The sequence below is a fragment of the Brachybacterium timonense genome, assembly GCF_900258505.1.
Taxonomy (GTDB): Bacteria; Actinomycetota; Actinomycetes; order Actinomycetales; family Dermabacteraceae; genus Brachybacterium; species Brachybacterium timonense.
The window spans coordinates 1,318,524-1,343,710 of the sequence record NZ_LT984895.1; the positions used below are offsets into that span (position 1 = coordinate 1,318,524).

At 66.2% G+C, this 25,187-nt stretch carries 23 protein-coding genes and 1 pseudogene; 11 read left to right on the top strand and 13 right to left on the bottom strand.

The window, feature by feature from the left end; all coding sequences use genetic code 11:
• Positions 1–43 precede the first annotated feature (43 nt).
• From leuS to C8271_RS05785, 4 genes are all read right to left on the bottom strand, one after another.
• Positions 44–2,953, bottom strand: a complete 2,910-nt coding sequence (gene leuS / locus C8271_RS05770) for a leucine--tRNA ligase (RefSeq protein ID WP_106506503.1) — start codon at positions 2,951–2,953, stop codon at positions 44–46.
• Between the two features lie 305 nt (positions 2,954–3,258).
• Entirely contained in the window at positions 3,259–4,704 is a 1,446-nt protein-coding gene (locus C8271_RS05775) for an extracellular solute-binding protein (RefSeq protein WP_106506504.1), read from the bottom strand.
• The gene (locus tag C8271_RS05780; RefSeq protein ID WP_245920948.1) at positions 4,701–5,627 is read right to left on the bottom strand and encodes a carbohydrate ABC transporter permease; all 927 of its coding nucleotides are present in this window, start codon (positions 5,625–5,627) and stop codon (positions 4,701–4,703) included. The genes C8271_RS05775 and C8271_RS05780 overlap by 4 nt, the downstream gene beginning before the upstream one ends.
• Before the next feature lie 13 nt (positions 5,628–5,640).
• Positions 5,641–6,612 (bottom strand): carbohydrate ABC transporter permease, encoded by a 972-nt coding sequence (locus C8271_RS05785; protein ID WP_106506505.1) that lies wholly within the window; start codon positions 6,610–6,612, stop codon positions 5,641–5,643.
• Positions 6,613–6,790: 178 nt separating this feature from the next.
• Between C8271_RS05785 and C8271_RS05790 the strand changes: the two genes are divergently transcribed.
• Positions 6,791–8,221, top strand: a complete 1,431-nt coding sequence (locus tag C8271_RS05790; RefSeq protein ID WP_106506506.1) for an ROK family transcriptional regulator — start codon at positions 6,791–6,793, stop codon at positions 8,219–8,221.
• Here C8271_RS05790 and C8271_RS05795 read toward each other — a convergent pair.
• Positions 8,125–9,048, bottom strand: a complete 924-nt coding sequence (locus C8271_RS05795; RefSeq protein ID WP_106506507.1) for an AEC family transporter — start codon at positions 9,046–9,048, stop codon at positions 8,125–8,127. The genes C8271_RS05790 and C8271_RS05795 overlap by 97 nt on opposite strands.
• Positions 9,045–9,470, bottom strand: coding sequence for an aspartate 1-decarboxylase (panD, locus tag C8271_RS05800; protein WP_106506508.1), 426 nt, complete (start codon positions 9,468–9,470; stop codon positions 9,045–9,047). Before panD ends, C8271_RS05795 begins: the two co-directional genes overlap by 4 nt.
• 160 nt (positions 9,471–9,630) lie before the next feature.
• On the opposite strand from panD, the gene C8271_RS05805 reads away from it, so the two are divergent.
• Both C8271_RS05805 and C8271_RS05810 read left to right on the top strand, forming a co-directional pair.
• Positions 9,631–11,157 (top strand): DEAD/DEAH box helicase, encoded by a 1,527-nt coding sequence (locus tag C8271_RS05805; RefSeq protein ID WP_106506509.1) that lies wholly within the window; start codon positions 9,631–9,633, stop codon positions 11,155–11,157.
• Positions 11,154–12,548, top strand: a complete 1,395-nt coding sequence (locus tag C8271_RS05810) for an L-serine ammonia-lyase (protein WP_106506510.1) — start codon at positions 11,154–11,156, stop codon at positions 12,546–12,548. Before C8271_RS05805 ends, C8271_RS05810 begins: the two co-directional genes overlap by 4 nt.
• A 19-nt stretch (positions 12,549–12,567) precedes the next feature.
• Here the strand turns inward: C8271_RS05810 and C8271_RS14460 are convergent, their stop codons facing one another.
• Positions 12,568–12,828 (bottom strand): oxidoreductase, encoded by a 261-nt coding sequence (locus C8271_RS14460; RefSeq protein WP_106506511.1) that lies wholly within the window; start codon positions 12,826–12,828, stop codon positions 12,568–12,570.
• Between the two features lie 80 nt (positions 12,829–12,908).
• On the opposite strand from C8271_RS14460, the gene C8271_RS05820 reads away from it, so the two are divergent.
• The 3 genes from C8271_RS05820 (at position 12,909) to acs (ending at position 16,002) form a co-directional block, all read left to right on the top strand.
• Positions 12,909–13,088, top strand: coding sequence for a ribbon-helix-helix domain-containing protein (locus tag C8271_RS05820; protein ID WP_106506512.1), 180 nt, complete (start codon positions 12,909–12,911; stop codon positions 13,086–13,088).
• On the top strand, positions 13,088–13,885 hold the full coding sequence (locus C8271_RS05825) for a VOC family protein (RefSeq protein WP_106506513.1): 798 nt from the start codon (positions 13,088–13,090) through the stop codon (positions 13,883–13,885). The genes C8271_RS05820 and C8271_RS05825 overlap by 1 nt, the downstream gene beginning before the upstream one ends.
• Before the next feature lie 164 nt (positions 13,886–14,049).
• Positions 14,050–16,002 carry an acetate--CoA ligase gene (gene acs / locus C8271_RS05830; RefSeq protein ID WP_106506514.1) on the top strand — a complete coding sequence of 651 codons (1,953 nt, stop codon included), beginning with the start codon at positions 14,050–14,052 and terminating at the stop codon, positions 16,000–16,002.
• 618 nt (positions 16,003–16,620) lie between these two features.
• Here the strand turns inward: acs and C8271_RS14465 are convergent.
• Positions 16,621–16,920, bottom strand: a complete 300-nt coding sequence (locus C8271_RS14465; RefSeq protein WP_425428187.1) for an FAD-dependent oxidoreductase — start codon at positions 16,918–16,920, stop codon at positions 16,621–16,623.
• Positions 16,921–16,984: 64 nt separating this feature from the next.
• Entirely contained in the window at positions 16,985–17,203 is a 219-nt protein-coding gene (locus C8271_RS05840; protein WP_106506515.1) for a hypothetical protein, read from the bottom strand.
• Positions 17,204–17,703: 500 nt separating this feature from the next.
• Between C8271_RS05840 and C8271_RS05845 the strand changes: the two genes are divergently transcribed.
• From C8271_RS05845 to C8271_RS05855, 3 genes are all read left to right on the top strand, one after another.
• Positions 17,704–18,672 (top strand): hypothetical protein, encoded by a 969-nt coding sequence (locus C8271_RS05845; RefSeq protein WP_106506516.1) that lies wholly within the window; start codon positions 17,704–17,706, stop codon positions 18,670–18,672.
• 2 nt (positions 18,673–18,674) lie between these two features.
• A complete protein-coding gene (locus C8271_RS05850; protein WP_106506517.1) occupies positions 18,675–18,971 on the top strand; it encodes a DUF502 domain-containing protein in 297 nt (98 codons plus the stop codon).
• A 39-nt stretch (positions 18,972–19,010) separates the two neighbouring features.
• Positions 19,011–20,176, top strand: a protein-coding gene (locus C8271_RS05855) for an IS3 family transposase (RefSeq protein WP_245920951.1) whose coding sequence is annotated in 2 segments (ribosomal slippage) — positions 19,011–19,295 and positions 19,298–20,176 — 1,164 coding nt in all. Because the reading frame shifts where the segments join, the coding sequence is not laid out codon by codon here.
• Positions 20,177–20,191: 15 nt separating this feature from the next.
• Here C8271_RS05855 and C8271_RS05860 read toward each other — a convergent pair.
• Positions 20,192–20,578, bottom strand: coding sequence for a recombinase family protein (locus tag C8271_RS05860; RefSeq protein ID WP_106506518.1), 387 nt, complete (start codon positions 20,576–20,578; stop codon positions 20,192–20,194).
• A gap of 25 nt (positions 20,579–20,603) precedes the next feature.
• Between C8271_RS05860 and C8271_RS05865 the strand changes: the two are divergent.
• Positions 20,604–20,909: pseudogene (locus C8271_RS05865) on the top strand (AMP-binding enzyme); the annotation flags it as partial.
• Here C8271_RS05865 and C8271_RS05870 read toward each other — a convergent pair.
• From C8271_RS05870 to C8271_RS05880, 3 genes are read right to left on the bottom strand one after another with little or no spacing between them, the layout of a single operon-like run.
• Positions 20,893–21,714, bottom strand: a complete 822-nt coding sequence (locus tag C8271_RS05870; protein WP_138774534.1) for a DUF4097 family beta strand repeat-containing protein — start codon at positions 21,712–21,714, stop codon at positions 20,893–20,895. The pseudogene C8271_RS05865 and the gene C8271_RS05870 overlap by 17 nt on opposite strands.
• A gap of 5 nt (positions 21,715–21,719) precedes the next feature.
• The gene (locus C8271_RS05875; protein WP_106506521.1) at positions 21,720–22,373 is read right to left on the bottom strand and encodes a response regulator transcription factor; all 654 of its coding nucleotides are present in this window, start codon (positions 22,371–22,373) and stop codon (positions 21,720–21,722) included.
• Positions 22,370–23,725, bottom strand: a complete 1,356-nt coding sequence (locus C8271_RS05880) for a sensor histidine kinase (RefSeq protein WP_106506522.1) — start codon at positions 23,723–23,725, stop codon at positions 22,370–22,372. Before C8271_RS05880 ends, C8271_RS05875 begins: the two co-directional genes overlap by 4 nt.
• Positions 23,726–23,935: 210 nt before the next feature.
• Here C8271_RS05880 and C8271_RS05885 point away from each other — a divergent pair, with 210 nt between their 5' ends.
• On the top strand, positions 23,936–25,123 hold the full coding sequence (locus C8271_RS05885) for a LacI family DNA-binding transcriptional regulator (protein ID WP_245920953.1): 1,188 nt from the start codon (positions 23,936–23,938) through the stop codon (positions 25,121–25,123).
• Positions 25,124–25,187: the final 64 nt, after the last annotated feature.

Consider the following 25,187-nt stretch of genomic DNA (forward strand, 5'->3'; position numbering starts at 1 on the left):
TAGCGACTCCCCGCGCGGGGGATCCCTCTCGATCGGGCCTGTATCAGACCACGATGTTCACGATCTTCGGGGCGCGCACGATCACCTTGCGCACAGACTGCCCATCCAGCAGCTGCTGCACGCGTTCCTGGCCCATCACGAGAGCCTCCAGATCCTCGGCGCTGATCTCGGGATCAACCTCCAGCTTGTGGCGCACCTTGCCCTTGATCTGCACCACGCACGTGACCTGATCAGCCTTCACGAACTGCGGATCAGCCTGCGGGAAAGGCTCGCGGGCCAACGACGTCTCATGCCCCAGCCGCAGCCACAGTTCCTCCGCCAGATGCGGCGCGAACGGCGAGGTCATGAGCACGAGCGGCTCGATCGCCTCACGCGGGCTGCTCCCCAGCTTCGTCAGGTGGTTCACCAGCTCGATGAGCTTCGCGATCACCGTGTTGAACTGCAGCTGATCCATCTCACGGGCCACCGCATCGATCGTGCGGTGCAGGGCCTGCTTCGTCGGCAGATCCGCCGGCTCGTCGCAGACGATCACCTCGCCGGAATTCTCATCCACCACCAGGCGCCACAGCCGCTGCAGGAACCGCTGCGAACCCACCACAGCGCGGGTCTCCCACGGGCGCGACAGGTCCAGCGGACCCATCGACATCTCGTACACGCGGAACGTGTCAGCGCCGTAGTCCGCGTACATCTCGTCGGGCGTCACCATGTTCTTCAGCGACTTGCCCATCTTCCCGTACTCCTGGGTGACCGGCGTGCCGTTGTAGGTGAACGTGCCGTCGGCTTCCTCCACCACGTCGTCAGCGGGAACGTACGTGCCGCGTTCGTCGGTGTAGGCGTAGGCCTGCACGTAGCCCTGGTTGAACAGGCGGTGGAACGGCTCCTGACTGGAGACATCGCCGCGGTCGAACAGCACCTTGTGCCAGAAGCGGGCATACAGCAGGTGCAGCACGGCGTGCTCCACACCGCCCACATACAGGTCCACGCCACCCACATCGCCGTCGTGGCGCGGACCCATCCAGTAGGCCTCATTCGCCGGGTCGGTCACGGCATCGTCGTTGAGCGGGTCCGTGTACCGCAGCTCGTACCAGCTCGAACCGGCCCACTGCGGCATCACATTCGTTTCGCGACGGTAGCGCTTCATGCCATCGCCCAGATCCAGTTCCACCTCCACCCAGTCACGGTTGCGCGACAGGGGCGTTTGCGGTTCGGTCTGGGCGTCGTCCGGGTCGAAGGTGCGCGGTGAGAAATCCTCCACCTCCGGCAGCTCCACGGGCAGCATCGAGGTGGGCAGTGCGATCGGCACATCGGGCTTCTCGACGTCATAGACGATCGGGAAGGGCTCGCCCCAGTAACGCTGGCGGGAGAATAGCCAGTCGCGCAGACGGTACGTGGTCTTCGCGCGGCCGAATCCCTTCGCCTGCGCGTACTCGACGGCGCGCTGTTTGGCAGCGTCCTTGTCCAGGCCGTTGAGGTCCAGTTCTGCGTTCGCCGAATTGATCTTCTCGCCCTCACCGGTCCAGGCGCCGCCGTCGAAATCCGCTGGCGGCTGGACGGTGCGGATCACGTCCAGATCGAAACGCTCGGCGAAGGCGTAGTCACGCTCGTCTTCCGCGGGCACGGCCATGATCGCGCCGGTGCCGTAGCCCATCAGCACGTAATCGGCCGTGAACACCGGCAGACGGCGACCGTCCATCGGGTTGGTGGCGAACCAGCCCGTGAACACACCGGTCTTCTCCTTGTCGTCGGCGGTGCGCTCCTCATCGCCCTTGGCAGCTGCGGCCGCACGGTACGCGCTCACGGCGGCGCGTGGATCCGCGGCACCTGCGGTCCACGCCTCGCGCGTGCCCTCCGGCCAGGCCTCCGGCAGGGCCGACGGGTCCTCCAACAGCGGATGCTCGGGGGACAGCACACAGAAGGTCGCGCCGAACAGTGTGTCCGCGCGGGTGGTGAACACTTCAAAATCAGCGCCCGCTGCAGGCACCTCGAAGCGGATCTGGGCACCCTCGGAACGACCGATCCAGTTGCGCTGCATGGAGCGCACCGACTCGGGCCACTCCACTCGGTCCAGGTCCTCCAGCAGACGGTCGGCGTACGCGGTGATGCGCATGTTCCACTGCTTCAGCCGCCGCGTGTACACGGGGAAGTTGCCGCGCTCCGAGCGGCCTTCCGCCGTGACCTCCTCATTCGCGAGCACCGTGCCCAGCCCGGGGCACCAGTTCACCGGTGTCTCGGCCAGGTATGCCAGACGGAACGCATCCGCCAGAGCAGTCAGCTCCTCATCATCGGCCTCGCGGGCGTCCTGTGCAGTGCGTCCCTGCCACTGCTCGGGCAGGTGGATGCCCTGCCGCTCGGCCAGGGCGAAGGGATCGACCTGCCCGTTGCGAATGGCGTCCGGCAGCTCGCTGATCGGCCGAGCCTTGCCGGTGATGCCATCGACGTTCGGTGCCTCGGGGTCGTACCAGGAGTCGAAGATCCGCAGCACGATCCACTGCGTCCACTTCACGTACTCCGGATCCGTGGTGGCGAAGGAGCGACGCCGATCGTGGGACAGCCCCAACCGGTGCAACTGCCAGCGCATGTTGTCGATGTTCTCCTCGGTGGTGGTCCGAGGATGCGTCCCGGTCTGGATGGCGTACTGCTCAGCGGGCAGACCGAAGGCGTCGTAGCCCATCGTGTACAGCACGTTCTTTCCCAGCATCCGTTGGTGGCGGGCAATCACGTCGGTCGCGATATAGCCCAGCGGGTGGCCGACGTGCAGCCCCTTGCCCGAGGGGTAGGGGAACATGTCCATGATGAACTGCTTCGGCGGCAGCTCACTTGCCGCGTCGCCGCTGGCGAGGGGGCCTGTCGGGTTCGTCGCAGCGAAGGTCTGCTCCTCGTCCCAGCGGGCCTGCCAGCGCAGCTCGATCTCATCGGCCATCTGGGCGGTGTAGCGGAATGGTGCCTCAGTCATCGGGTGGTGTCCTTCAGGGATAGGTGCGCTCCGGACGCACGCGCTCGACATGAAAAAACCCTCGCGCAGGCGAGGGGGCCGCATCGGTGCCGTCGCCAGCCGACGGGCGGCGCCACGCGTTCTCCGATGCGGCTACAGAAGCAGGAGCTGTGCAGCCACGCGCTCATCCTACGCCAGTGCTCGCAGCGACGACGGAAGGGCCCCATCCGTGGATGGGACCCTTCCGTTGCTGGATGCACCGCGCAGGGAGCGTCGATGCGGGGAGCAACGCCGCCGACGGCGCGCGACGTACTCCGCGACGACGCTCAGCCAGCGCCGCCGTCGGAGGCCTGCGCCTCTTTCTGCTCCTCCTCATCGGCGATCTCGAAGTTCGGATCAGGTTCGCCGAAGCCCTCGGGCAACTTGATCGGGCAGAAGCCCTTCATGGTGGGGTTCACGTAGCGCTGCGCCTCATCGACAGCCTCCTGCGGTGTCTTGGACCGCTGGTTGAGGCTGCCCTGCATCGAGAACATGGCGTCCCACAGCTTCGTGCCCACAGGCAGCGGCGGCCGAGACTGGGCATACTCCATGATCTCCACGAAGAAGCGGATGTCTGCATTCCAGCCCTCGGGGTCCTTGATGCACTCGATATTGGTGGGGATGCGGCTGATCTGCGGCATGAGGATCTTCTGACCTTCATAGCCCGCGTAGAACTTCAGCAGTTTCCACGCCGCTTCCGACATGCTCGAGCCCTTCGGCATCGCCACCGCGAAACCGCCCGCCCAGGTGAAGGGCCGATCGCCCTCATTGGGCACCGGCAGGTGGGTGACGCCGTAGCGCATGTCCGGTTTGTACTCCGCCTGCGATCCCACGCCCCAAGGCCCGGAGATCTGGAACAGCTGACGGTTCGAGAAGAACGACGTCTGCGTGGGCGGTGCGTTCGGCGGCTGATACGTGGCCTTGAACGCGTCCAGGCGGGGATAGTTCAGCTTCTCCACCCAGTCCGCGTACATCTCCGCGACCCCCAGCATCTCGGGGGAGTTGAGGGTCATCTCGCAGGTGTCATTGTCGAAGAACGTTGCGCCCTGGGCGATGGCCCACATGAGCAGCGAGGCCTGATCATCCCAGGGAATCCAGGTCACCCGCTCATAGGTGCCGCGCTTGTCGGTGACGTTGAACGCGTCGTTGATCTCCCAGATCTGGTCGTAGCTCATGGGCCCGTTCGCGGGGTCCAGGAGCTTCGGGTCGATCTGCGCTTCCTCGGCCAGGTCCTTGTTGTAGTACATGGCGCGGGTGTCGGTGTCCATCGGCAGCCCGAACCATTCGCCGTCGTAGAAGAGCTCGTCGGTGGCGAACTTGACCCACCCGGACATGAACTCCTCGGGGTCGACCTTCTCGTACTCCTCGATCAGCGAGTTGATCGGCTCGAGCAGGCCCAGCGATGCGAACTGCGCACCGTTGAACCGGTCCATGAAGTACAGGTCCGGGCCGGTGCGGCCGCGCACCGCCGTGATCACGGAGGAAGCGTCACCCTGGCCGTTGGACGGCACCTGGGAGATCTGTACCTTGATGTCGGGATTCTGTTCCGTGAAGGCCTCGATGATCTTGGCCTCTTTGTCGGCGTCGGAGGCCCAGATGCCCCACATGCGCACGACGTTCGGATCCCGGTCTTCGCCGACGGGGCGGTTCGTGCAGCCGACGATGGAACCGCCGGCGACGGTGAGGGTGGCGCCCGCTCCGAGCGCCTTCAGCAGAGTGCGACGGTTGATCACTTGAAGCCTCCCAGGGTGATGCCGCTGATGAAGTAGCGCTGGAACAGGAAGAACAGGATCACCAGAGGCAGCAGCACCAGGAAGGATGCGGCCATCAGCAGGTTGAACGGCACGTCCTGTGCGTTGACGGTGCGGAACACCTGCATACCGATGGCAAGTGTCTGCTTGGACTGGTCCTGCAGGTAGAGCAAGGGACCCATGAAGTCGTTCCAGGTGCCCACCGCCGAGAAGATTGCGATGACTGTGACGGCCGGACGGGCCGTGGGGAAGACGATCCGCCAGGCGATCGACCATTCACTGGCACCGTCCACGCGGGCTGCGTCGAGCATGTCCTTCGGGATCTGACTCATGAACTGTCGAAGCAGGAACGTGAAGAATCCGCCCGCGAAGGCCGCCGGTGCGATCAGCGGCACCCACGTGTTCACGAACCCGAGGCTGGCCCACATATCGAACATGGGGATCAGCGTGACCGGGAAGGGGAGGAACAGCGTGGCCAGCACGACGTAGAACACCTTGTCGCGGCCCGGCCAGTCGATGCAGCTGAAGCCGTAGGCGACGATGAAGTTCGAGGCCACCGACAGAATCACGACAGAAATGGTGATGATCGCGCTGTTGCGGAAGAACGTCCAGAACGGCATGACGGCCACGGCGTCAGCGAAGTTCTGCCAGTGCATCTCCCGTGGGAAGAGCGTGGGCGGGAACTCGGCGAGCTCGGCCGGGGACTTCAGCGCGGAGATGAGCATCCAGTACAGCGGCAGGGAGAACAGCGCGAGCACCAGCACCATCACGATGCGGGAGACCCATGCGCTGACAGGGCCCTGACGCGAGCCGTCGGCGCTGCGCCCGTAGTTCGAACGGGACTTGAGCTGCGTGGCACCGCCGCCGGAGACGCCACCGGGTGTGGTCATTGCAGGGGAGACCATGATGTGTCCTTCCTCAGCCAGCCGAGACGTCGTAGTTCACGAACCGGCGCGAGAGCCAGAAGATGAGCCCGGCCAGCACCATGCCGAACAGGAACAGCAGCACCGCCAAAGCAGAGGCGAAGCCGAGCTGCCCGTACGAGAACGCGTTGCGGTACAGGTAGAGCATGTAGAACAGCGTGGCGTTGTCAGGACCGCCGTTGGTCATGATGTACGCCTCGGTGAAGACCATCATCGCCCCAGAGACACCGGTGATCAGGTTGAACAGGATCGTCGGGGTCAGCAGGGGCAGCGTGATGGACAGGAACTGCCGCATGCGGCCAGCGCCGTCCACGCGCGCCGCTTCATACAGCGTCGCCGGGATGTTGCGCAGGCCGGCCAGGTAGATCAGCGCCGCGTTGCCAGCTCCGAGCTGTGCCATGAGGATCATGACCAGCTTCGCCGTGCTCGGCTCGCCCAACAGGTTCGTATCGGGCGCCCCGAACAGGGACAGGAACCGGTTGATGATGCCGAACTGGGGGTTGACGAACACGATGAAGATGAACGACATCGCGAAGGCCGGGATGAGCGAGGGCAGGTACAGCAACGTGCGGTACAGCGCCACCTCACGCACGTTGCGGTTCATGGCCAGCGCGAGGAGCAGCGCCACCACGAGGCCCACCGGAACGGCGATCAGCATGTAGTAGAGCGTGTTCCCCACGGCCGTGCGCACCAGCGGATCGGTGAAGGCAGACACGTAGTTCTGCAGGCCGATGAACGTCGGCGTCTGCATGCCGGAGTACTGCGTGAGGCTGATCGCAAAAGAGTAGATCAGCGGGTAGATCACGAAGACGGCAACCCCGATCATCCATGGGGAGATGAACAGCAGCCCCGTCCTCAGGTTCTTCTTCTGCCGCCCCGTCATGCGGGTGCGGCCGCGGCGGCCGGGTGAGGATCCTCCCGTGCCGCTCTCGACGCCATGCGCGTCGAGTGTCTGCGACGTGCTCATGGTCCGCCCTTCCGACCACCGACGGGGTGGTCTGTTGTTCGTCGTCGAACGAAAGCGAGAGGTGAGGGACACCTCTACGCCTGCATGGGGTACATTACTCACACCGTTGGACATAAGCAATGTTGCTTCCCGCGAGTCTTCGGGACGGCGGATATCCATCGACCGCAGGAGGCGGGCCATGCGCGGAACCTCGATGCCGGACGTCGGCGAATACAACGAGAAACTCGTCATCCAAGCGGTGCGCCGCGCGCCGGACGGGATCTCTCAGGCGGAGACTGCTCGCCGCACAGGTTTGTCACGACAGGCCGTCTCCCTCATCGTGCGCCGCCTGCTTGACCAGGGGCTGCTGCGCACCGATGGGTCGCGCTCCGGTGGCCGCGGCAAACCGTCGACAGTGCTGCGGGTCGTACCGGAGTCGCGCCTCGCCATCGGCGTGCACCTAGATCCCTCTCGGATCGCGGTCGTGCTCGTCGATCTCGACCTTCAGCCGCGAGCGCGTCGCTTGATCGCCGCACCCACACGTGACCCTGAGACAGACATCGCACGCATCGGCGAGGCGATCGAGTCTTTGCGCCACGAGATGCATGCGGAGCTGCGTGCCGAGCACGTAAAGGGACGCGACACTGCAGTAGATGCGGGCGGGGAGGCGCCGCAGCTGCTCGGCGTCGGCATCGCATCCCCGGGCGGGATCGACCCGGTACGCGGCATCGTCGTGGATCCGCCGTGGCTTCCGGGCTGGCGCCATGTCGCCGTTGTTGACCAGCTCAGTCGACGCACTGGCCTGCCGGCGATCCTCGCGAAGGACACTCACGCGGCGCTCACTGCGGAACTGTGGGGCAGGCCTCTGCACCGTGGGGCAACCTACGACTACCTGTACGTCGGTGACGGCATCGGGTCTGCGAGCGCAGAGGACGGCACCCTGCGGCACGGTGGTGGCCGAGCAGGCGAGATCGGCCACCTCCCCACCGGCATCGGAGATGCCGTGTGCAGCTGTGGACGGCGCGGCTGCCTGAACCTCTACACCGACGCTCGCCGCGTGATCGGCGCTGCCCGTGAAGCAGGCATCCCGGTGGAAGAAGGAGAGGAGCGTGGCGTCCGGGAACAGCTGGAGCTCATCGCATCCAGGGCCAACGATGGTGATCCAGCAGCCGCGGCGGTGCTCGAACTCCCGGGCAGAGCGCTTGGCTCCGCAGTGCGTGCACTGATCGATCTGCATGACCCGGCGCAGGTGATCATCGGCGGGCCCTACTGGCACATCGTCGAGGAGAGCACGATCCCGCACCTGCAGCGTGCAGCACGAGACGCTTCAGCCCCCGGCACCGCACAGGCGCAGATCGTCTCCTCGAACCTGGGGCCGCATGTGGGGGCCATCGGCGCGGCGTCACTCTTCATGGAACGAGACCTTGCGCCGCGACGCCTGGACCCGACGGCGCCGGACCAGGACGATCCGCGGGGCGCTGACAGTGAGCAGGCGACGCATGTCGTGGCGCCGGAGCCCGGGGGCCCAGGCGCTCACGCGAGCACAGCCGAGATCAGCAACAGCGTCAGCACGGTGCCCACTGTCGTCACGAGCACTGTGTCACGAGCCAGTGGTTCGGCGGCCCCATAGCGGCTGGCGGCAACGAACACGTTCTGCGCGGTGGGCAGCGCTGCCATCACGACAACGGCGAACAGCGCGTGCCCCTGCAGGCCCCACAGCAGACCAAGGCCCAGCGCCACGGCGGGCATCAGCGCGAGTTTCGCTGCGGTCGCGAGCAGGATGAGGCCGCGGTACCCCTCCCCGGCCGAGAGCGGGCGGGCACCGATCAGGGAGATCCCGAAGGCCAGAAGCATCGCCGGGATCGCCATCTGTGCCAGCGTCACCACGGGCTCGAGCGCCACCTCGGGAATGGGAACACCGGCGAGGACCAGCGCCATGCCCACGGCGGTGGCGATGATCGTCGGATTCGCCGCGATGTTGCGTACCACAGCCGTGACACTGGGTCGATCTCCGCTGGTCACGGCATGCAACACGAAGAGATAGAGGGGTGTGAAGACAGCCTGCTGGAACAGGATCACCGGCAGTGCATGGGAGACATCGCCCAGTACGTAGGCGGCGATCGGGAAGCCCATGTTCGCGCCGTTGACCACACTGCCGCTGATCGCCGTGATCACCACATCGGCTCCGCGTCGCGCCGTCAGCAGGCGCACAAGCGCCACCAGGATCGCGCCCGCGATCAGGCCGGAGATGCCCGCCACCCAGAACGCGGGGCCGACGATCGAGGCCGGATCCGAGTCCAGCAGAGCGGTGAGAACGAGTGCGGGGGAGCACACGAAGAACGTCACACGATTCAGCACGAGGCGGCTGTTCTCGCCGAGCACACCCGTGCGCCCGACGGCCCAACCGACGGCGATGATCGCCCAGACGATGTAGAAGCCGCTGAGGACTCCACTCACGGCATGCCGGGGCTGCGCCGCCCATCGACCTGATCGCGCATGCCCGGTACTGCTGCAGCGCCGTCGGATCCGAGTGCCACGATCCGATTGCGCTCATCCACGTGGACCACACGCGGCTGATGCTCAGCGATCTCCTCGGCACTCAGCAGCCCATACGCCATGATGATCACAAGATCCCCAGGGGAGACCAGACGCGCGGCCGCACCGTTCATGCCGATCACGCCGCTGCCGCGCTCACCAGCGATCGCATAGGTCACTAGCCGCGAACCGTTGTCAATGTCCACAACAGTCACCTGCTCGTTCTCCACCAGACCGGCAGCGTCGAGCAGATCCGGGTCGATGGTGATGGAGCCGACGTAATGCAGGTCAGCGTGAGTGACAGTGGCGCGGTGGATCTTCGAGGTCATCAGCGTGCGCATCATGATGCTCTCAGTCTTGCACGCTCTTCAGCCGCGGTCAGGAGTCTTCGGCACACACCACAGGTGGACCCGATCACGGCACCTGCGTCCTGAGCCGCCATGCGCGATGATGGCACCGCCGTCGGGCGAACCCGGCAGGCCCCGCCGACCACAGGAGATCCCCATGCCGAAGGCACGTCGACGCAGCGCCCACCGCGCCGAGCGCTTCGAGGAGATGGCGTTGCCGGAGGAGCTCCTGAGCGTGCTCACCGATCAGGGCCTCACCCGCGCCTTCGAGATCCAGGAAGCGATCCTGCCGGACGCCCTTGCCGGGCGGGACGTGCTTGCCCGCGCGGAGACCGGCTCGGGCAAAACCCTCGCTTTCGCCTTGTCCATGACCGCTCGTTTCCGTGGGCGACGCGTGCACCGTCGGCGACCCATCGGGGTGGTGCTCGTCCCCACACGCGAGCTCGCTGTGCAGGTGGTCGACACCATTCACCCCTTCGCGCGGGCGGTGGGCATCCGCGCCCAGCTGGTCGCCGGAGGCATGAACATCGACAAGCAGGCCGATGCCGTCGCCCGCGGTGTCCATATCGTTGTCGCCACCCCGGGGCGTCTGATCGATCTCGCCGAACGCGGCGCACTACTCCTGGACCGCGTGGAGACCACCGTCATCGACGAAGCCGACCACATGGCAGATCTGGGCTTCCTGCCGCAGGTGCGCGACATCCTCGCCGCCACACCAATGGGTACCCAGAAAATGCTGTTCTCCGCCACCCTCGATGGGCAGGTCGAGGCCCTGGTGGACGCGTTCTTGGTCGACCCGATCTCACACGAGACGGTGCCCGTTGCCGCGGCTGTCGCCACGATGGAGCATCATGTCCTCGCCATCCAGCCAGCCGACAAGCGCTCCGTCACCGCAGCGCTCGCCGCGAGGGCCGGCCGCACCCTGCTGTTCACCCGCACCCAGCTTGGTGCTGAACGCGTCGCCCAGGAGCTGCTCGAGGTGGGTGTGCGCGCCGCTGCCCTGCATGGCTCCAAGCAGCAGGGCCTGCGCACTAACGTGCTCGCCGGCTTCCGACAGGGCGCCTTCCCCGTGCTGGTCGCCACCGACGTGGCCGCCCGCGGCCTGCACATCGACGACGTGACGATGGTGGTGCACGTGGATCCGGCCGACGATGCGAAGGAATACGTGCACCGCTCCGGCCGTACCGCCCGTGCGGGCGCCGACGGCATCGTGGTGACCTTGGCCCTGCCGCACCAGACTGGCCCGACCGCGACGGTGCTCGCCCGAGCCGACGTGCAGGCGGATCCTGAGGAGATCACCGGGATCGACGATGCCGCGCTTGCGGCTCTCGGTGCCCGACTACCGGCCGGACACCCCGTGGAGGATCCGGCGCTGACGAAATACAAGGGCGCCCCACGCAAGCTCGACCTGCGCCGACAGGGTGGCGCGAACAGCCGCCGCGCCCACGAGCGCCGCACCAATGAAGAGCGCCGTGCCGCCTGGTCCGACGAGAAGCCCCAGCAGACCGGACGCGGCAGGCGCGGTTCCAGGGCAAGCGGAGGCACTGCATCGCGCACCGCGACGCGCGGCGGTTCCACGAAAAGCACCAGGAAGCGCAGCGGTGGTGACGGTGGGGGACGGCCTGCACCGTCGCCGTCGCGAGGACGACGCGGCGGCCGCTCGGGACGAGGAGGAACACGATGAGTATCAGCCTGTTCGACATGTTCAAGATCGGCATTGGGCCGTCGAGCTCACACACCGTCGGCCCCATGAGGGCGGCAGCGACGTTCGCGCGCGAGACGCTCGAGGATCCCCAGCTCGGGCCGCGTATCGCGGACGTGGCGGTGCATCTGTACGGCTCGCTCGCCGCGACCGGGCAGGGCCACGGCACCCTCGACGCCGTGGTGATGGGCCTGGAGGGGAGTGACCCGGAGACCGTTGACCCGGTCGCTGGCCGCGAGCGCGCCGAGCAGATCAATCGCGAGGGCGGGTTGCGTCTGGACGGACGTCTGCCCGTGACACTGCGACCATCAACGATCCAACTGCATCCGCTGACCTTCCTGCCGCAACACTCCAACGGCATGGCGTTTGTGGCGCTGGACGAGCACGGCGAGGAACTCGTGCGTCGCACGATGTTCTCCGTGGGTGGTGGCTTCGTGGTGGACGAAGACGAGATGGACCAGCCCATGGCGCAGGTCGCATCAGAGGACGACGGCAAAGCCGTGTTCACGACCGCTGCTGAGCTGCTGCGTGTGTGCGAGGAGCGCGGCATCTCGATCTGCGACGCGATGATGCTGCGCGAGCGGCAGTGGCGCTCCGAGGCGGAGATCCGCAGCGGGGCCCTGGCGATCTGGGAGGTGATGGAGGACTGCATCCAGCGTGGCATGCGCACTACGGGCATCCTGCCCGGCGGCCTTGAGGTCAAGCGCCGCGCCGCCTCCTGGCATGAGGCGCTGAGCGCCGAGGATCCCGAGCGTGACAGTGCGAGCGCCTTCGAATGGGTCTCGCTTGCGGCGCTCGCCGTGAACGAGGAGAACGCTGCCGGCGGCCGTGTGGTCACGGCGCCGACGAACGGCGCGGCCGGCATCATCCCCGCGGTGCTGCACTACGCCCTGCACTACGTGCCTCACCGCGAGCGCGAGGAGATGATCGTGCGATTCCTGCTCACCGCTGGCGCGATCGGCTCCCTGTATAAAGAGCACGCCTCGATTTCGGGTGCGGAAGTGGGCTGCCAGGGCGAGGTGGGCTCTGCCTGCTCGATGGCGGCCGCCGCGCTGTGCGAGGCGATGGGTGGCAAGCCCGCGCAGGTGGAGAACGCTGCTGAGATCGCGATGGAGCACAACCTGGGGCTGACCTGCGATCCCGTAGGTGGCCTGGTGCAGGTGCCGTGCATCGAGCGCAACGCGATGGCATCGGTGAAAGCGATCACCGCGGCACGTTTCGCACTGCGCGGCACCGGCGAACACTTCGTGTCGTTGGACACCGTGATCGAGACGATGCGGCAGACGGGCAAGGACATGTCCGAGCGGTACAAGGAGACTGCCATGGGCGGCCTCGCCGTGACCGCGGTGCCCCTCTCTCAGCCGGAGTGCTGAGCGCCGCGGTCGGGGGAGCTCAGCGCAGGGCGCGGGCGTAGGCCTCCGGCGCGTATCGCTGCGGATCCGCGCCCAGCTCGCGAGCGGCCCGCAGTGGCCAGGACGGTTCGCGCAGCGCGACGCGGCTGATCGCGATGACGTCTGCGGCGCCTCCGGAGGCACGTGCGCCGTAGTGGGCCAGGTGCACGTCGGTGGGTACTCCATCCTGCGCCGTGACGGCGTACTGGCACATGGGTGCCACCCAGATCCGGTTGCGCAGCTCGAGGGATCGCAGGGTCATGGGCTCGAAGAGCAGGGGGCGGGTGTCAAGGGTTGATCGTATGCGGGGGACCGACACTGCTAGGGTGCTAGCATTCTGTCATGGCACACGATCAGGCGTCCCCCAAAACTCAGTTCAACGTCTATCTGCCCAAAGATCTCGTCACTGCCGTCAAGCATCGCGGCATCGACGAGGAGCTCAGCCTCTCCGCCCTTGTGGAGAAGGCCCTCACCCAGTACCTCGCGTCCGCCAAGACCGGCCCCACCCCGGAGGAGACCTGATGACCACCCCGCCGCTGCCCGCAATGCACGTCATGCCGCTGCGTTTCAGTGCCCACCCGGCCCGGATGATCGCACTGCTGCGCGAGATCGGACTGCGCGACGTCGTCACCACCGAAGGGGACACCTTCGCAGAGCTCGCCGCGCCCGGCGGCGGCCGCGTCCTGGTCCACGCCGCGGCCGGTTCCGACACGGGAGCCGTGCCGGGGGAGACCCAGTTCTGCTTCGCCGTCGAGGACACAGACGCCTCCGCATCAGCACTGGAGGCGCGTGGGCATCAGACGCGCGTCTGGGACGAGACCTACGGACGGCAGGGTGCCTTGATAGGACCCGCCGGCGAGTCGCTCGGCCTCAACGAGGTGCAAAAGGATCTGTACGGATACCTGCGCGGCGACGCTCCTGTCGCAGGCGCTGAGGCGGAAAACGCGCACGGGCTGCGTGTGGTCGCCATCGTTCCTAGCGCCAGGGAGGAGCGTTCTCGCGATCTCGACTTCTTCACCTCGATCGGCTTCGAGGAGGTTCCCGGCGGCGACGAGAACTGGCAGCAGGTCCAGGCCGCAGGCCGCGGCGCCATCGGCCTGCACGCCCCGATCCCCGGACTGGAGCGCAAGCGTGAGGTCCACCCGCCCCACGGCGATGTCGCCCAGGTGCACCTCGGACTCGAGACCGATGAGGACCTCGAGGCGCTCGCGGCGCGTCTGCGTGAGGCTGGGTGGGAGGCCGTCTGCGAGCGGGACCCCCTGCCCGCCGTGACGCTCAACGACCCGGATGGCCTCGCTCTCCAGATCCATCCCCGTTGATCCAGCTGACTCGGCAGTCCCGAACGTATGGGCGGGGCTGGCGCAATAAGCTCCGGCCCCGCCGTGCCGTCAGACGAAAGCGACTGTGACGCGGGTCTCCATGAGATACGGTGTGCCCTGACCCCGAACCGGCCATGGAACGGCCGCCCCAGGCAGGAGTGATGATGACCGACGCCACCGCACCGCAGGAGACCGCCTCCCCGACATTCCCGCCGTCGTCGGCCTTCGTGCAGAGCGCCGTGGCTCGCCCGTCGATCTATCACGAGGCGAGCCATGACCGCCTTGCCTTCTGGCGCTCCCGCGCCATGCTGCTCAGCTGGGAGACCCCGTTCACCGAGGTGCTGGACTGGTCTGATGCCCCGTTCGCGAAGTGGTTCGTCGGCGGCTCCCTGAACGCCGCCCACAACTGCGTGGACCGGCATGTTCTCTCCGGCCACGGCGACCAGGTGGCGCTGCTGGCCGAGTACGAGGACGGCACCGATGCCCGCTACACCTACTCCCAGGTCAAAGACGAGATCAGCCGCATGGCGAACGTTCTGGAGTCGATGGGTGTGGCCACCGGAGATCGTGTGGCGATCTACCTGCCGATGATCCCCGAAGCCGTCTTCGCGATGCTCGCCTGCGCCCGCATCGGAGCCCCGCACTCCGTAGTGTTCGGCGGGTTCAGCGCGGATGCGCTGCGCTCCCGCATCGAGGATGCACAGGCCAAGGTCGTCATTACCGCCGACGGCCAGTTCCGCCGTGGCAAGGCGTTGCCTCTCAAGTCGGCCGTCGACACCGCCCTCGCCTCCGGCGCCGACAGCGTTGACCATGTGCTCGTGGTGCGCCGCACCGGCGAGGACGTCGAGTGGACCGAGGGTCGTGACGTGTGGTGGCACGAGGCACGCGAGAACGCCTCGACCGAGCACGAGGTCGTCTTCGTTGACTCCGAGCATCCCCTGTTCATCCTCTACACCTCCGGCACCACCGGGAAGCCCAAGGGCATCGTGCACACCACCGGCGGGTACCTGACACAGGCCGCCTACACGCATCGCAACGTCTTCGACCTCAAACCCAAGCAGGACGTCTACTGGTGCACGGCCGACATCGGCTGGGTCACCGGCCACACCTACGTGGTGTACGGACCGATGGCGAACCGCACCACCCAGGTGATCTACGAAGGCACCCCGGATACCCCGCATCAGGGCCGCTGGTGGGAGATCGTGCAGAAATACGGCGTGAGCCTTTTCTACTCCTCGCCAACAGCGATCCGCACCGCCATGAAGTGGGGCGAGGAGATCCCCGCGAAGTACGACCTCTCCTCGCTGCGCGTGCTCGGCTCCGTGGGCGAGGCCATCAACCCGGAGGCATGGCGCTGGTACCACCGCGTGATCGGCCAGGAACGCTGCCCGATCGTCGACACCTGGTGGCAGACCGAGACTGGCGCCATCATGATCTCTCCGCTGCCGGGCATCACCGCCACCAAACCGGGGTCCGCTCAGGTGCCGCTGCCCGGTATCAGTGCTGACGTCGTGGGTGACGACGGCGAACCCGTCGGCCCCGGAGAGTCCGGCTACCTCGTGCTCACGGAGCCGTGGCCCTCGATGCTGCGCGGCATCTGGGGTGATGACCAGCGTTTCCGCGACACCTACTGGTCACGCTTCGAAGGCCGCTACTTCGCCGGCGACGGCGCCAAGAAGGACGAGGACGGCGATATCTGGCTGCTCGGCCGCGTGGATGACGTCATGAACGTCTCCGGTCACCGACTGTCCACCATGGAGATCGAGTCCGCGCTCGTCTCCCACGAATGGGTCGCCGAGGCTGCCGTGGTGGGCGCCGACGACGAGACCACCGGGCAGGCGGTGGTTGCTTATTGTGTGTTGAAAGACTCGCGTGACGACGACGGTGCGGACCTCGACGCGCTCGTGCAGGAGTTGCGTGCGTGGGTGGGTAAGGAGATCGGTCCCATCGCGAAGCCGAAGTACGTGTTCATCGTGAACGAGCTGCCGAAGACTCGTTCGGGCAAGATCATGCGTCGTCTGCTGAAGGACACGGCGGAAGGGCGCGAGGTGGGTGACACCTCCACGCTCGCGGACACGTCGGTCATGGACGCGATTGCTCGTCAGCTTCGCGGCTGACGTGAGCTCCCATGGGCGGCGGTGTTGCTCTTCGTGTCCACCGCCGCCCATTGGTCACGTGCACTAGCAACGCGGGCGGTCACGATACCATGGAACGATGGCATCACAAGAAGGACCAGAGGCGCTGTTCGACACTTCACCCCCAGCGCAGCTTGCGTCGGGACGACGCAAACCGAAGGGCGCGAAGCCTGCACGAACGGTCAGGAAGGTGCAGCTTCGCAGCAGCGCGTTCTGAAGAGGGCAAAAAAGAAGAGCGCCGCAGGCCGCGCGCCCCGTTGTCGTCGTAAGAAGACATAGTTGGATCTTTGACCCCACCCCGTAGGACGAGGGTAGACAGTTCGCGACCACCACCTGTCGCACCCCAACACCGCACGTATGCATCCGCACGAGGTTGGGCCTCCGGCTCTTTCGAAGTTCTCCACACGCTGGTTTGCGTTCCTGGTGCCCACACACGCATCGAGACGTGGGGGACGACCGTCCTGTCTACCGTAACGGCCTTCATGGAGATCGGGTCATGGCTCTCGCACCACCTATGTGCGCGGATTTAGACCCGCCTCGTCCGCTGTCGCATCGACCTACGTAGTCGTGAGTGAAGTGGACGAGGTTCCTTTATGACCCTCAAAGAGGGTGTTTGTCATCTGTGCTTATCGACGGGTCAACGGAGTGTTTTGCTGGCACGGGACTTGGTGCGCCGCCACAGCTTGCGGGCTGCGAGAAGAAGAAAGAGGGCGGCTGCAGCGGATGGAAGCCGGAGCACTCATCGTGGAGAAGTCCGGGGAGCGTTGCCTCCGCCGATCGGGCACCCCCGCCCGGTTGCGCAGCGGCCTCGAGCACGGTGACCTCGATGCCGCTGCGGGCAAGGGTGAGAGCGGCGGAGAGTCCGTTCGGACCGCTGCCGACGACGATCGCGGACGTCACTGCGGGCCGTCATTCACAGCTAGACCCCCGAGCCTCCGCAGCACCTGACAGAGCAGGATGGAACTCACACGGTGGTGTCGTCGGTGCGCGAGCGCTTTCCGGTGTCGCGGCGCCAGAAGTAGATGACGACGAGTGCGACGATGATGAGGATGCCGGCACCGAGGAGCTGCCGCCAACGCTCTTCACCGGCGATGCCGAAGAACATGCTGACGACGGCGATGCCGATGACGATGAGAACGACGATCCATGCTGCGTTCTTCGTGGAGTAGGGACTCTTGGCCATGGTCGAACCTTTCGATCGAGGGGAGCGGTACATGCCTGCCGGGATCACATGCCCGAACCGGGCGATACCTGCAATTTCCGTCACGGTCAGATTACACCCGGGCTTTGCGGGCAGCACCGCCGCGAGAGTGAACAGCGGGCGAACTCAACCGGGCGGATGTCCAAAGTGGTTAGCGGTGGTGCGTTGGTTCTTTCCTTATGGATAGAACAACGATCAATTGCGACGTCCGCCCGAATGAGCATCGAGCGGGCTCGATTGTGAGCACGATGCATATCAAAACGTCGAGACAGACATCGAGGGCTGACTCGTGTCCTGCATCGTGTTGAGCATCGTGCAGATTGATATTCCTCCCGCAATCGAAACGTGCATCGAGCACTACAACGCGGGGAGGAATCATGCCGCTACCAACGAACCTCTACGACCTTCCACTTGCAGACATGGACGTTAAAGAGGAACCCAAACGACCGAAGAGCGTACGACTTGGACAGCCGCGAGGGCGCGTGACCGAACGCAACGCACGACTGTTGGCATTCATCGGCATGTTCCCAGGAGCGGACGCCGAAGCACTGTCACTACTCAACATAAGCCAGAAGACAGCCATCAGTGAGGGCGGCGGACTCATGAGTGTGCGAGGAACCGAACAGACCTTGCGCAAGCTCTACAACCTCGAAGCGCTAGAGAAGTTCCGTCACGCAGTGACCGGAACGACGAGCTACGGACTTAGCAAACTTGGCTTCGCCTACGCACGCGAGTTCGACTACGAACTAGAGCACGGCGCGAGCATGAACGGCATCAGCATCGAGCGTCTGCGCCACTACCGCATGATCGCACTCGTCGCCGCGCAATTTGCGTCACCCATTGGCTACTTCAAGGAGTCGTTGGGCATCGACCCCGTGGGACTCGACCAGCTCGTCACAGAACACGAGATGCGCGCGGCCTTCGAACCCGTGAAGCAAGGCCTGCGCGAGAACAAGAAGCGTGGCAAGAGCAACGACTACGGCAAGTGGCGTCACGAAATACTCGTACGAAGCTTGAACGACGTGCAAGAGGGACGCATTGAGTGGAGCAACCTACTTGAGGCGCACCCCGTGCTCTACACCATCGGATACCCACGCCGCGAGGAAAGCGTGTTGAAACCTGTGCACCAGCCCGACCTCGTCGTGAACCTCGACCGTGACCGTACGAAGGCCGCGAAGAACTTACTCGTCGAGGTCGAACTGTCGAAGAAGAGCTGGGAGAACTACGACGCAATCCTCGCAACACTTAAGGCCGAACTCGACAAGCCCTACGTGTACAAGCGCGCCGTGTACTTCACCATCGGCCCCGGAGTGGAAACACTCATGCGCAAGGTTGACGCTGCAGGCGACTACGGCCTGTTCAAGTCCGGCAAGCTCGTCGTGCTTCCCATCTGCAACCGCGACGGAGAACCGTTGCAACCCACAAACCGAATTCGCGTGGAGGCGAAGTAATCATGAACGACGTAATCGGCATCTTTGACGACCTACTACGACCCATCTACCAACCACTACTTCCGTACCTCATGCCAGCGCTCATGGTCACCGTCGTGACGCTAGTTGCCGTGAGGTTCGGTCTATCGTGGCTAATCCGTGAGTGGAACCGCCTCATCAACCGCACACCACGTGCACTGCACAAGGTGAAGCGCGAGCTACTGGCGCACACCGACATCGCAGAGATGTACGCACCCGCGCAGCAGTACACACGAGACCTGCGCGAGAAGGGGGCTGCCGCACGGATGGGTGACATCTGATCTGGCTTGCCTACTGGGCGGCCTGGAAGGATGTGCACCATGCCTGCTCCCTACCCTCAGGAGTTCCGCGAAGACGTCGTGCGAGTGGCCCGGTCCCGTGAGGACGGCATCACCATCGCGCAGATCGCGAAGGACTTTGGCGTCCACGAGATGACGCTCCACAAATGGATCCGCCAAGCCGACATCGATGACGGCAACCGTCCCGGCAAGACCCGTGAGGAGTCGACGGAGCTGCGCGAGGCGCGCAAGCAGATCCGGCTGCTTCAGCAGGAGAACGAGGTCCTCCGCCGCGCCGCCGCCTACCTGTCCCAGGCAAACCTGCCGGGAAAAGGTTCTACCCGCTCGTGAGCGAGCTCGCCGACGATGGGATCCCCGTCGCGGTGTCCCTGCGGGTCCTGAAGCTCTCCCGCCAGCCCTACTACCGCTGGCGGCATCAACAGGTCACCAACGCCGAGCTGATCGAGGCCTATCGTGCCAACGCCCTGCTGGACGCCCACCGCGACGACCCTGAGTGCGGCTACCGGCTCCTGGTCGACGAAGCCGCCGAGGCCGGCGAGAAGATGTGTGAGCGGACCGCGTGGAAGATCTGCCGGGACAACCAGTGGCGGTCCGTGTTCGGGAAGAAGCGCGGCAAGAACGGGAAGCGTCCCGGGCCACCGGTCCACGACGATCTCGTGAAGCGGGACTTCTCCGCCGATGACATCAACGAACTGTGGCTGACCGACATCACGGAACACCGGACCGACGAGGGCAAGCTCTACCTGTGCGCGATCAAGGACGTGTTCTCCGGCCGCATCGTCGGCTACTCGATCAGCGACCGAATGAAGGCTCGCCTCGCAGTGAATGCCCTGGACAACGCGATATCCAGGCGTCGTGACGCTGCTGGTTGCATCGTGCACTCGGACCGCGGATCCCAGTTCCGGTCACGGAAGTTCGTGCACGCCCTGAACCGTCACCACCTCATCGGATCGATGGGGCAAGCCGGCGCTGCCGGCGACAACGCCGCGATGGAGTCCTTCTTCTCATTGCTGCAGAAGAACGTCCTGGACCGCAAGCGTTGGCGGACCCGAGAGGAGCTACGGATCGCGATCGTCACCTGGATCGAACGCACCTACCACCGTCGTCGCCGGCAGGCCCGTCTGGGCAGATTGACCCCCATCGAATACGAGGCGATCATAAACCCGGCCGTGAGCCTCGCGGCCTGACACCCCAACTGTCACCTAAACGTGCGGCAGTCCCCATGTCTTGAACTTGATGCCGTGTTGTTCGCTGAGATCGACGAGGTCTTCGAACTCTCGCGGTCGTCGTGTGAGTCGTGAGAACGAGTAGGCGATGATGTACTCGAACTTGCCTGCTCGCGCGTCGGCGAGTAGTCGCGGGTAGTCGACGCGCTTCTTGCGCTTGTCTGTCTTGCCTGACGCGCCGATGTCGTTGTCGCTGTATAACTCGTAGACCTCTAGACCATTGCGCTCCGCGAGCTTCCGGCAGTCGTCCTCCTGCCGTTTTACACCCTTTGCCTCGCCCTCGCGGTCGTCACTGATCCGCGTGTAGATCGCGCATCGCTTGCCCTCCGTTTGCCCATCGTCGTCGGTCACGTCGCCTCCCATCGTTGGTTTTATACAACATTACATAACCACCGGCCAAGCCGTCGTGGCCTTCGTGATCCTGCGTGAGGGCACAAAGCAGGCGGTCCAGGATGTCGGGGGAGAAGACGCGGCCTGCGAGATTCTTCGCCGACACGTGGGATCCGAGATCGGCCCGATCGCCAAACCGAAGCGTGTGCTGCTGGTCACCGAGCTGCCGAAGACCCGCTCCGGCAAGATCATGCGCCGCCTGCTCCGTGATGTCGCCGAGAACCGCCAGGTGGGCGACACCCAGACCCTGGCCGACGCCTCTGTAATGGACCTGATCCAGAAGGGACTCAGCGGGAAACGCTGATCTGCCCCGTCGAGACACGGGCACTGATGCGGGTCGCGTCCTGTCCGGGTGCGGCCCGCATCGTCTCGTCCACGGTCACGTCCCCGACATCGACCGCCGTGGTGACGTCGTAGCGCTGTGTACCGGGAGCGGTGATACGCAGGTCGCCGACCTCCACCTGAGCGGTGATCGCAGACGTCGCATTCTCCGGCAGCGTGATGTCGAGGTCACCGACGTCCACCGACGCTGTGATGCTCGCGTGCTCGCCCTCGATCTCGACTTCGCCGATGTCGGCGTTCACCTGGAGGTCCAGTGCATGTCCGTCGGGAACCAGCACGAGGAGTGTCGGCGAGGAGGCCCTGAAGGCGTCGGCCGACCCCGAGTAGCGCGGCTGGGTGACGGTGACCCGGGCAGCAGATCCGCCGGTGGTCTCCACACGGGCGCGCGCCTCATCCTGACCGGCAGTGAAACTGCGTGCGCCGGCGGGCGCCATGCCGATCGTGACCTCTGAGACCTCGGTGGAGGGCAGTACGGTGACGCCGCCCAGATCGACGTCGACCTCGAGCGAGGAGGGCAGGCCGAGCCCGGTGCGCGTCTCGTGGAGCGGGAACGCCTGGGCGGTGCGCCAGGAGATGAACGAGCTCAGCGACAGTGCGCCGACGGCGAGGACGATCACGGTGACTCCGAGCGCGGCCAGAAGCCTGCGCAGCCGCCGCTGGCCGGGGCCCGGGGTGAGCCGTCGGGCTGGCTCTCTGAGCGGCCGCGGAGAGGCGCTGGACGAGGAATCGACGATAGCGGTCTGCGGGTTGGGTGGGGTCTGCGTCATCGGGATCACTTCTCCTCGGACTCCAGGAAGCGCAGGACCGCCATCACTCGACGGTTCTCACCGTCGACCGGAGGCAGGTCCAGCTTGGTCAGCAGCGAGGAGATGTGCTTCTCCACGCTGCCGGGGGAGACGAACAGTGCATCTGCGATCGCCCGGTTCGAACGGCCCTGGGCCATCAGCTCGAGCACCTCTCGCTCGCGGGTGGTCAGCGTCTCCAGCACACGGCGACGCCTGGAGCGGATGAAGATCTGCTGGACCACCTCCGGGTCCAGCCAGGTGCCTCCGGATCCGACCGTGTCCACGATGCGCAGGAAGTCCTCGACATCGGCGACCCGGTCCTTGAGCACATAGCCGAGCGCGCGTGGCGAGTCGGCGATGAGATCGGACGCGTAGCGCTCCTCGACGTACTGGGACAGGACCACGAGGGCGACATCGGGATCCTGGTCACGGATCAGGGAGGCGGCGTGTACGCCCTCATCGGTGAAGGTGGGCGGCATGCGCACATCGACGATCGCGAGGTCGGGCTGATGGTGGCTCACCGCCGCCAGCAGTGCGGAGGCGTCGCCGACGGCGGCGACCACCTGGTGGCCGCTCTCGGTGAGCAGCCGCTCCAGTCCTGCTCGCAGCAGGACAGCGTCATCGGCGATCACGATCCTCATCGTGCGAGCTCCTGTTCGATCGAGGCGGTACGCGCTCGGGCGCCGCCGGCGGTCAGCGGGGATGCGGCAGGGCGCGTGTGCGGGACGGGGATGCGCGCGGTCAGGGCGGTCCCTCCGTTGGGGGCATCCGCGATCTCCAGGCGGCCCCCGGTGGCGCGCACGCGGTCGGTGAGACCCGCGAGGCCTGTCGCGATGCCGTCCCGGTGCACGCGGGCGCCGCCCCGGCCGTCGTCGGTCACCTGGACCACGAGTTCCTGCTCGGTCTCGCGGAGGGTCACCTCGACGATGACGTGGGAGGCGCCGGAATGCTTGGCGCTGTTGGTGAGCGCCTCGGCGACGACGAAGTAGGCGACGGCCTCTCGCTCCCGGTCCAGGCGATGCGGGACGTCGACGTCGAGCGAGACGGGGACTGTGCTGCGGCCGGCCAGGGCGGACAGTGCGGCGTCCAGTCCGCGGTCGGTGAGCACTGCGGGGTGGATGCCGCGGGCGAGCTGACGCAGATCCGTCATCACGGCCTTGGACTCGGTGTGCGCTTCTTCGAGGAGGGACCGAGCCCGGGCGAGATCGCTGTCGATGGCCGCTTTGGCCAGGCCGATGGTCATCGCGAGAGCCACCAGACGCGGCTGCACCCCGTCGTGAAGGTCTCGTTCGATCCGCAGCCGTTCCTGGGCGGCGGCGTCCACCGCCCCCTGCCGCTGGGCGGAGAGCTCATGGACCTGCTCGCGCAGATCCTCTTCGGAGCCGGAGATCATGGCGGAGGCCAGGCCGCGGTCCGCCATCGCACCGAGGACCACCAGAGCAGGAGCCGCCACGGCCGATGCGAGACAGATGAGGCCGAGCGCCCAGTTCGGCACGAAGATGCCGCCGACCACCACCTCGGTCCCGGTCAGCGCGAGCTCGGCGGCGGTCCAGCCGGCCCACAGAGCTGTTGCGGCCGCGCCGGTGAAGAGCATGGCGGACAGAGCCGCGGCATGATGATGCAGGACGCCGCGCCAGAATCCCCACGAACCGACCTCCCACAGGAGAGTTATCACGCGCCCGAGGAGCCCGGGGCGACGGGAGCGCCGGTGGGAGGGGATGATGATCTCCAGGTCGTGCAGGGCGACCGCACGGTGTCGCTCAAGCCGCACTGCCAGCAGCATGAGGCAGAGCCACGGGATCAGCAGCAGCACCCCGGCGCCTGCTGCCGGGACGGTGCTCAGCCCGGTCAGCAGCAGGCTCAGCGAGACCGGGAGCCAGAACACGGGGAATGCACCCCACAGCGGCAGCGCCAGACAGGCCGCGAGAGAGGGCAGCCGACGGCGAGGACGTGTGGCGTCGGAGGCGAGATCCGTGGGTGGTGGCGAGGTCATGGCTCGAGCCTAGGAGCGCCGTGCTCGTCCACCCACCCGGGGAGCCTCTCGCGCAGAAGGGGGATATCCCCCAGAGCCCTGCCGCCGCATCGTCGATGTGCCTGCGCGTCCGCGGGCCCGCGCGCGTGGCTGTCCGGGGGATCGGTCGCGTGCCGAGTATGACACCGCGCCGGAGCGGCATCCCGCGTCGCCATGCGGTTGAATGGGCCCATGAGCAACGAAGCGAACACCCCGGGAAGCGGATCCATCGACCCGCACTCCGATCAGGCCGCCCAGCGTGAGGGCACGACCGGTCAGACCATCGACCAGATCGAGCATGTCGAGGAGCGGATCGCGGCTGAGGACGGCCCCTCCCGCGGAACACTGCGCGACGTCGCTGACTCCCTCGGCATCTCCAGTGCCGTCGCGCTGCGCGCGCTGCGCGGCCACGACGACATCCTGCCCACGCTGAAGGGGCGGGTGCACGAGGCCGCCGAACGCCTCAACTTCCCGCTCGAGGAGATCGCCGACGAGGCCGATCACCGCGGCGTCGTCGCGGTGCTCGTCAACACGATGCGCAACACCTGGATCTCGGATCTGGTGCGCGCGGCCCGTATCGAGCTGACCGCCACCGGACGCAGCGTCGTGGTTGTTCCGACCCGTCGGCGCGTGCCCGAGTATCCGATCGCCGCAGACACCGACGCCATCGAATCGCTCGTCAAGCTGGACGTTGACGGTTTCCTGACCATCTCCGACCTGCACGACATGGACGCCGTGCTGGAAGCCACCGGTGACCGACCGGTTGTGTCGATCGGATGCTCCCGCCAGTTCGTCGGCCGCCTCGACACGGTGCGGATCGACGATGAGGTCGGACAGGGACTGCTCGTTGACCACCTCGTCGGCCTGGGACACACCGAGATCGCGCATGTGGGCGGCGTCGGCTCGACGCTCGCTCGCGAGCGCGCCGACGCCTTCACCGCCGCCATGCGCCGCCACGGCCTCGAGTCCACCGCGCGCGTGGAGCCCGCCGACTTCACCGAGCAGGTCGGACTGACAGCCGGGCAGATGCTGCTGCGAGGCAGTCAGGTTCCCACCGCGATCACCTGCACGAACGATGTGTCCGCGATCGGTGTGCTCTCCGCTGCGCGTGACGCTGGCTACGACGTTCCCAGCCAGCTAGCGGTCGCCGGGTACGGCAATACCTCACTCGCAGCCTCCGGCATCGCCCAGGTCACCAGCGTGGACCCGAACTCGACCCGGCTCGGTGCGCTCGCCGCCCAGTTCCTGGTCGAACGTGTCTCCGGGCACGAGGAGGGCGCGCGAGACGTCGCGGTGGCACCGAAGATCGTGGTGCGGCGTTCGACCTCGGCAGGGCCCCGCCCCGCCTCCACCAAGCGCAAACGGATCACCGTCGACTGACGTCCAGAGCGGCGGAGAAAGGCGGGCCCTGCGTGATCAGCTCGGCTGAATTCCATCGTGCGTG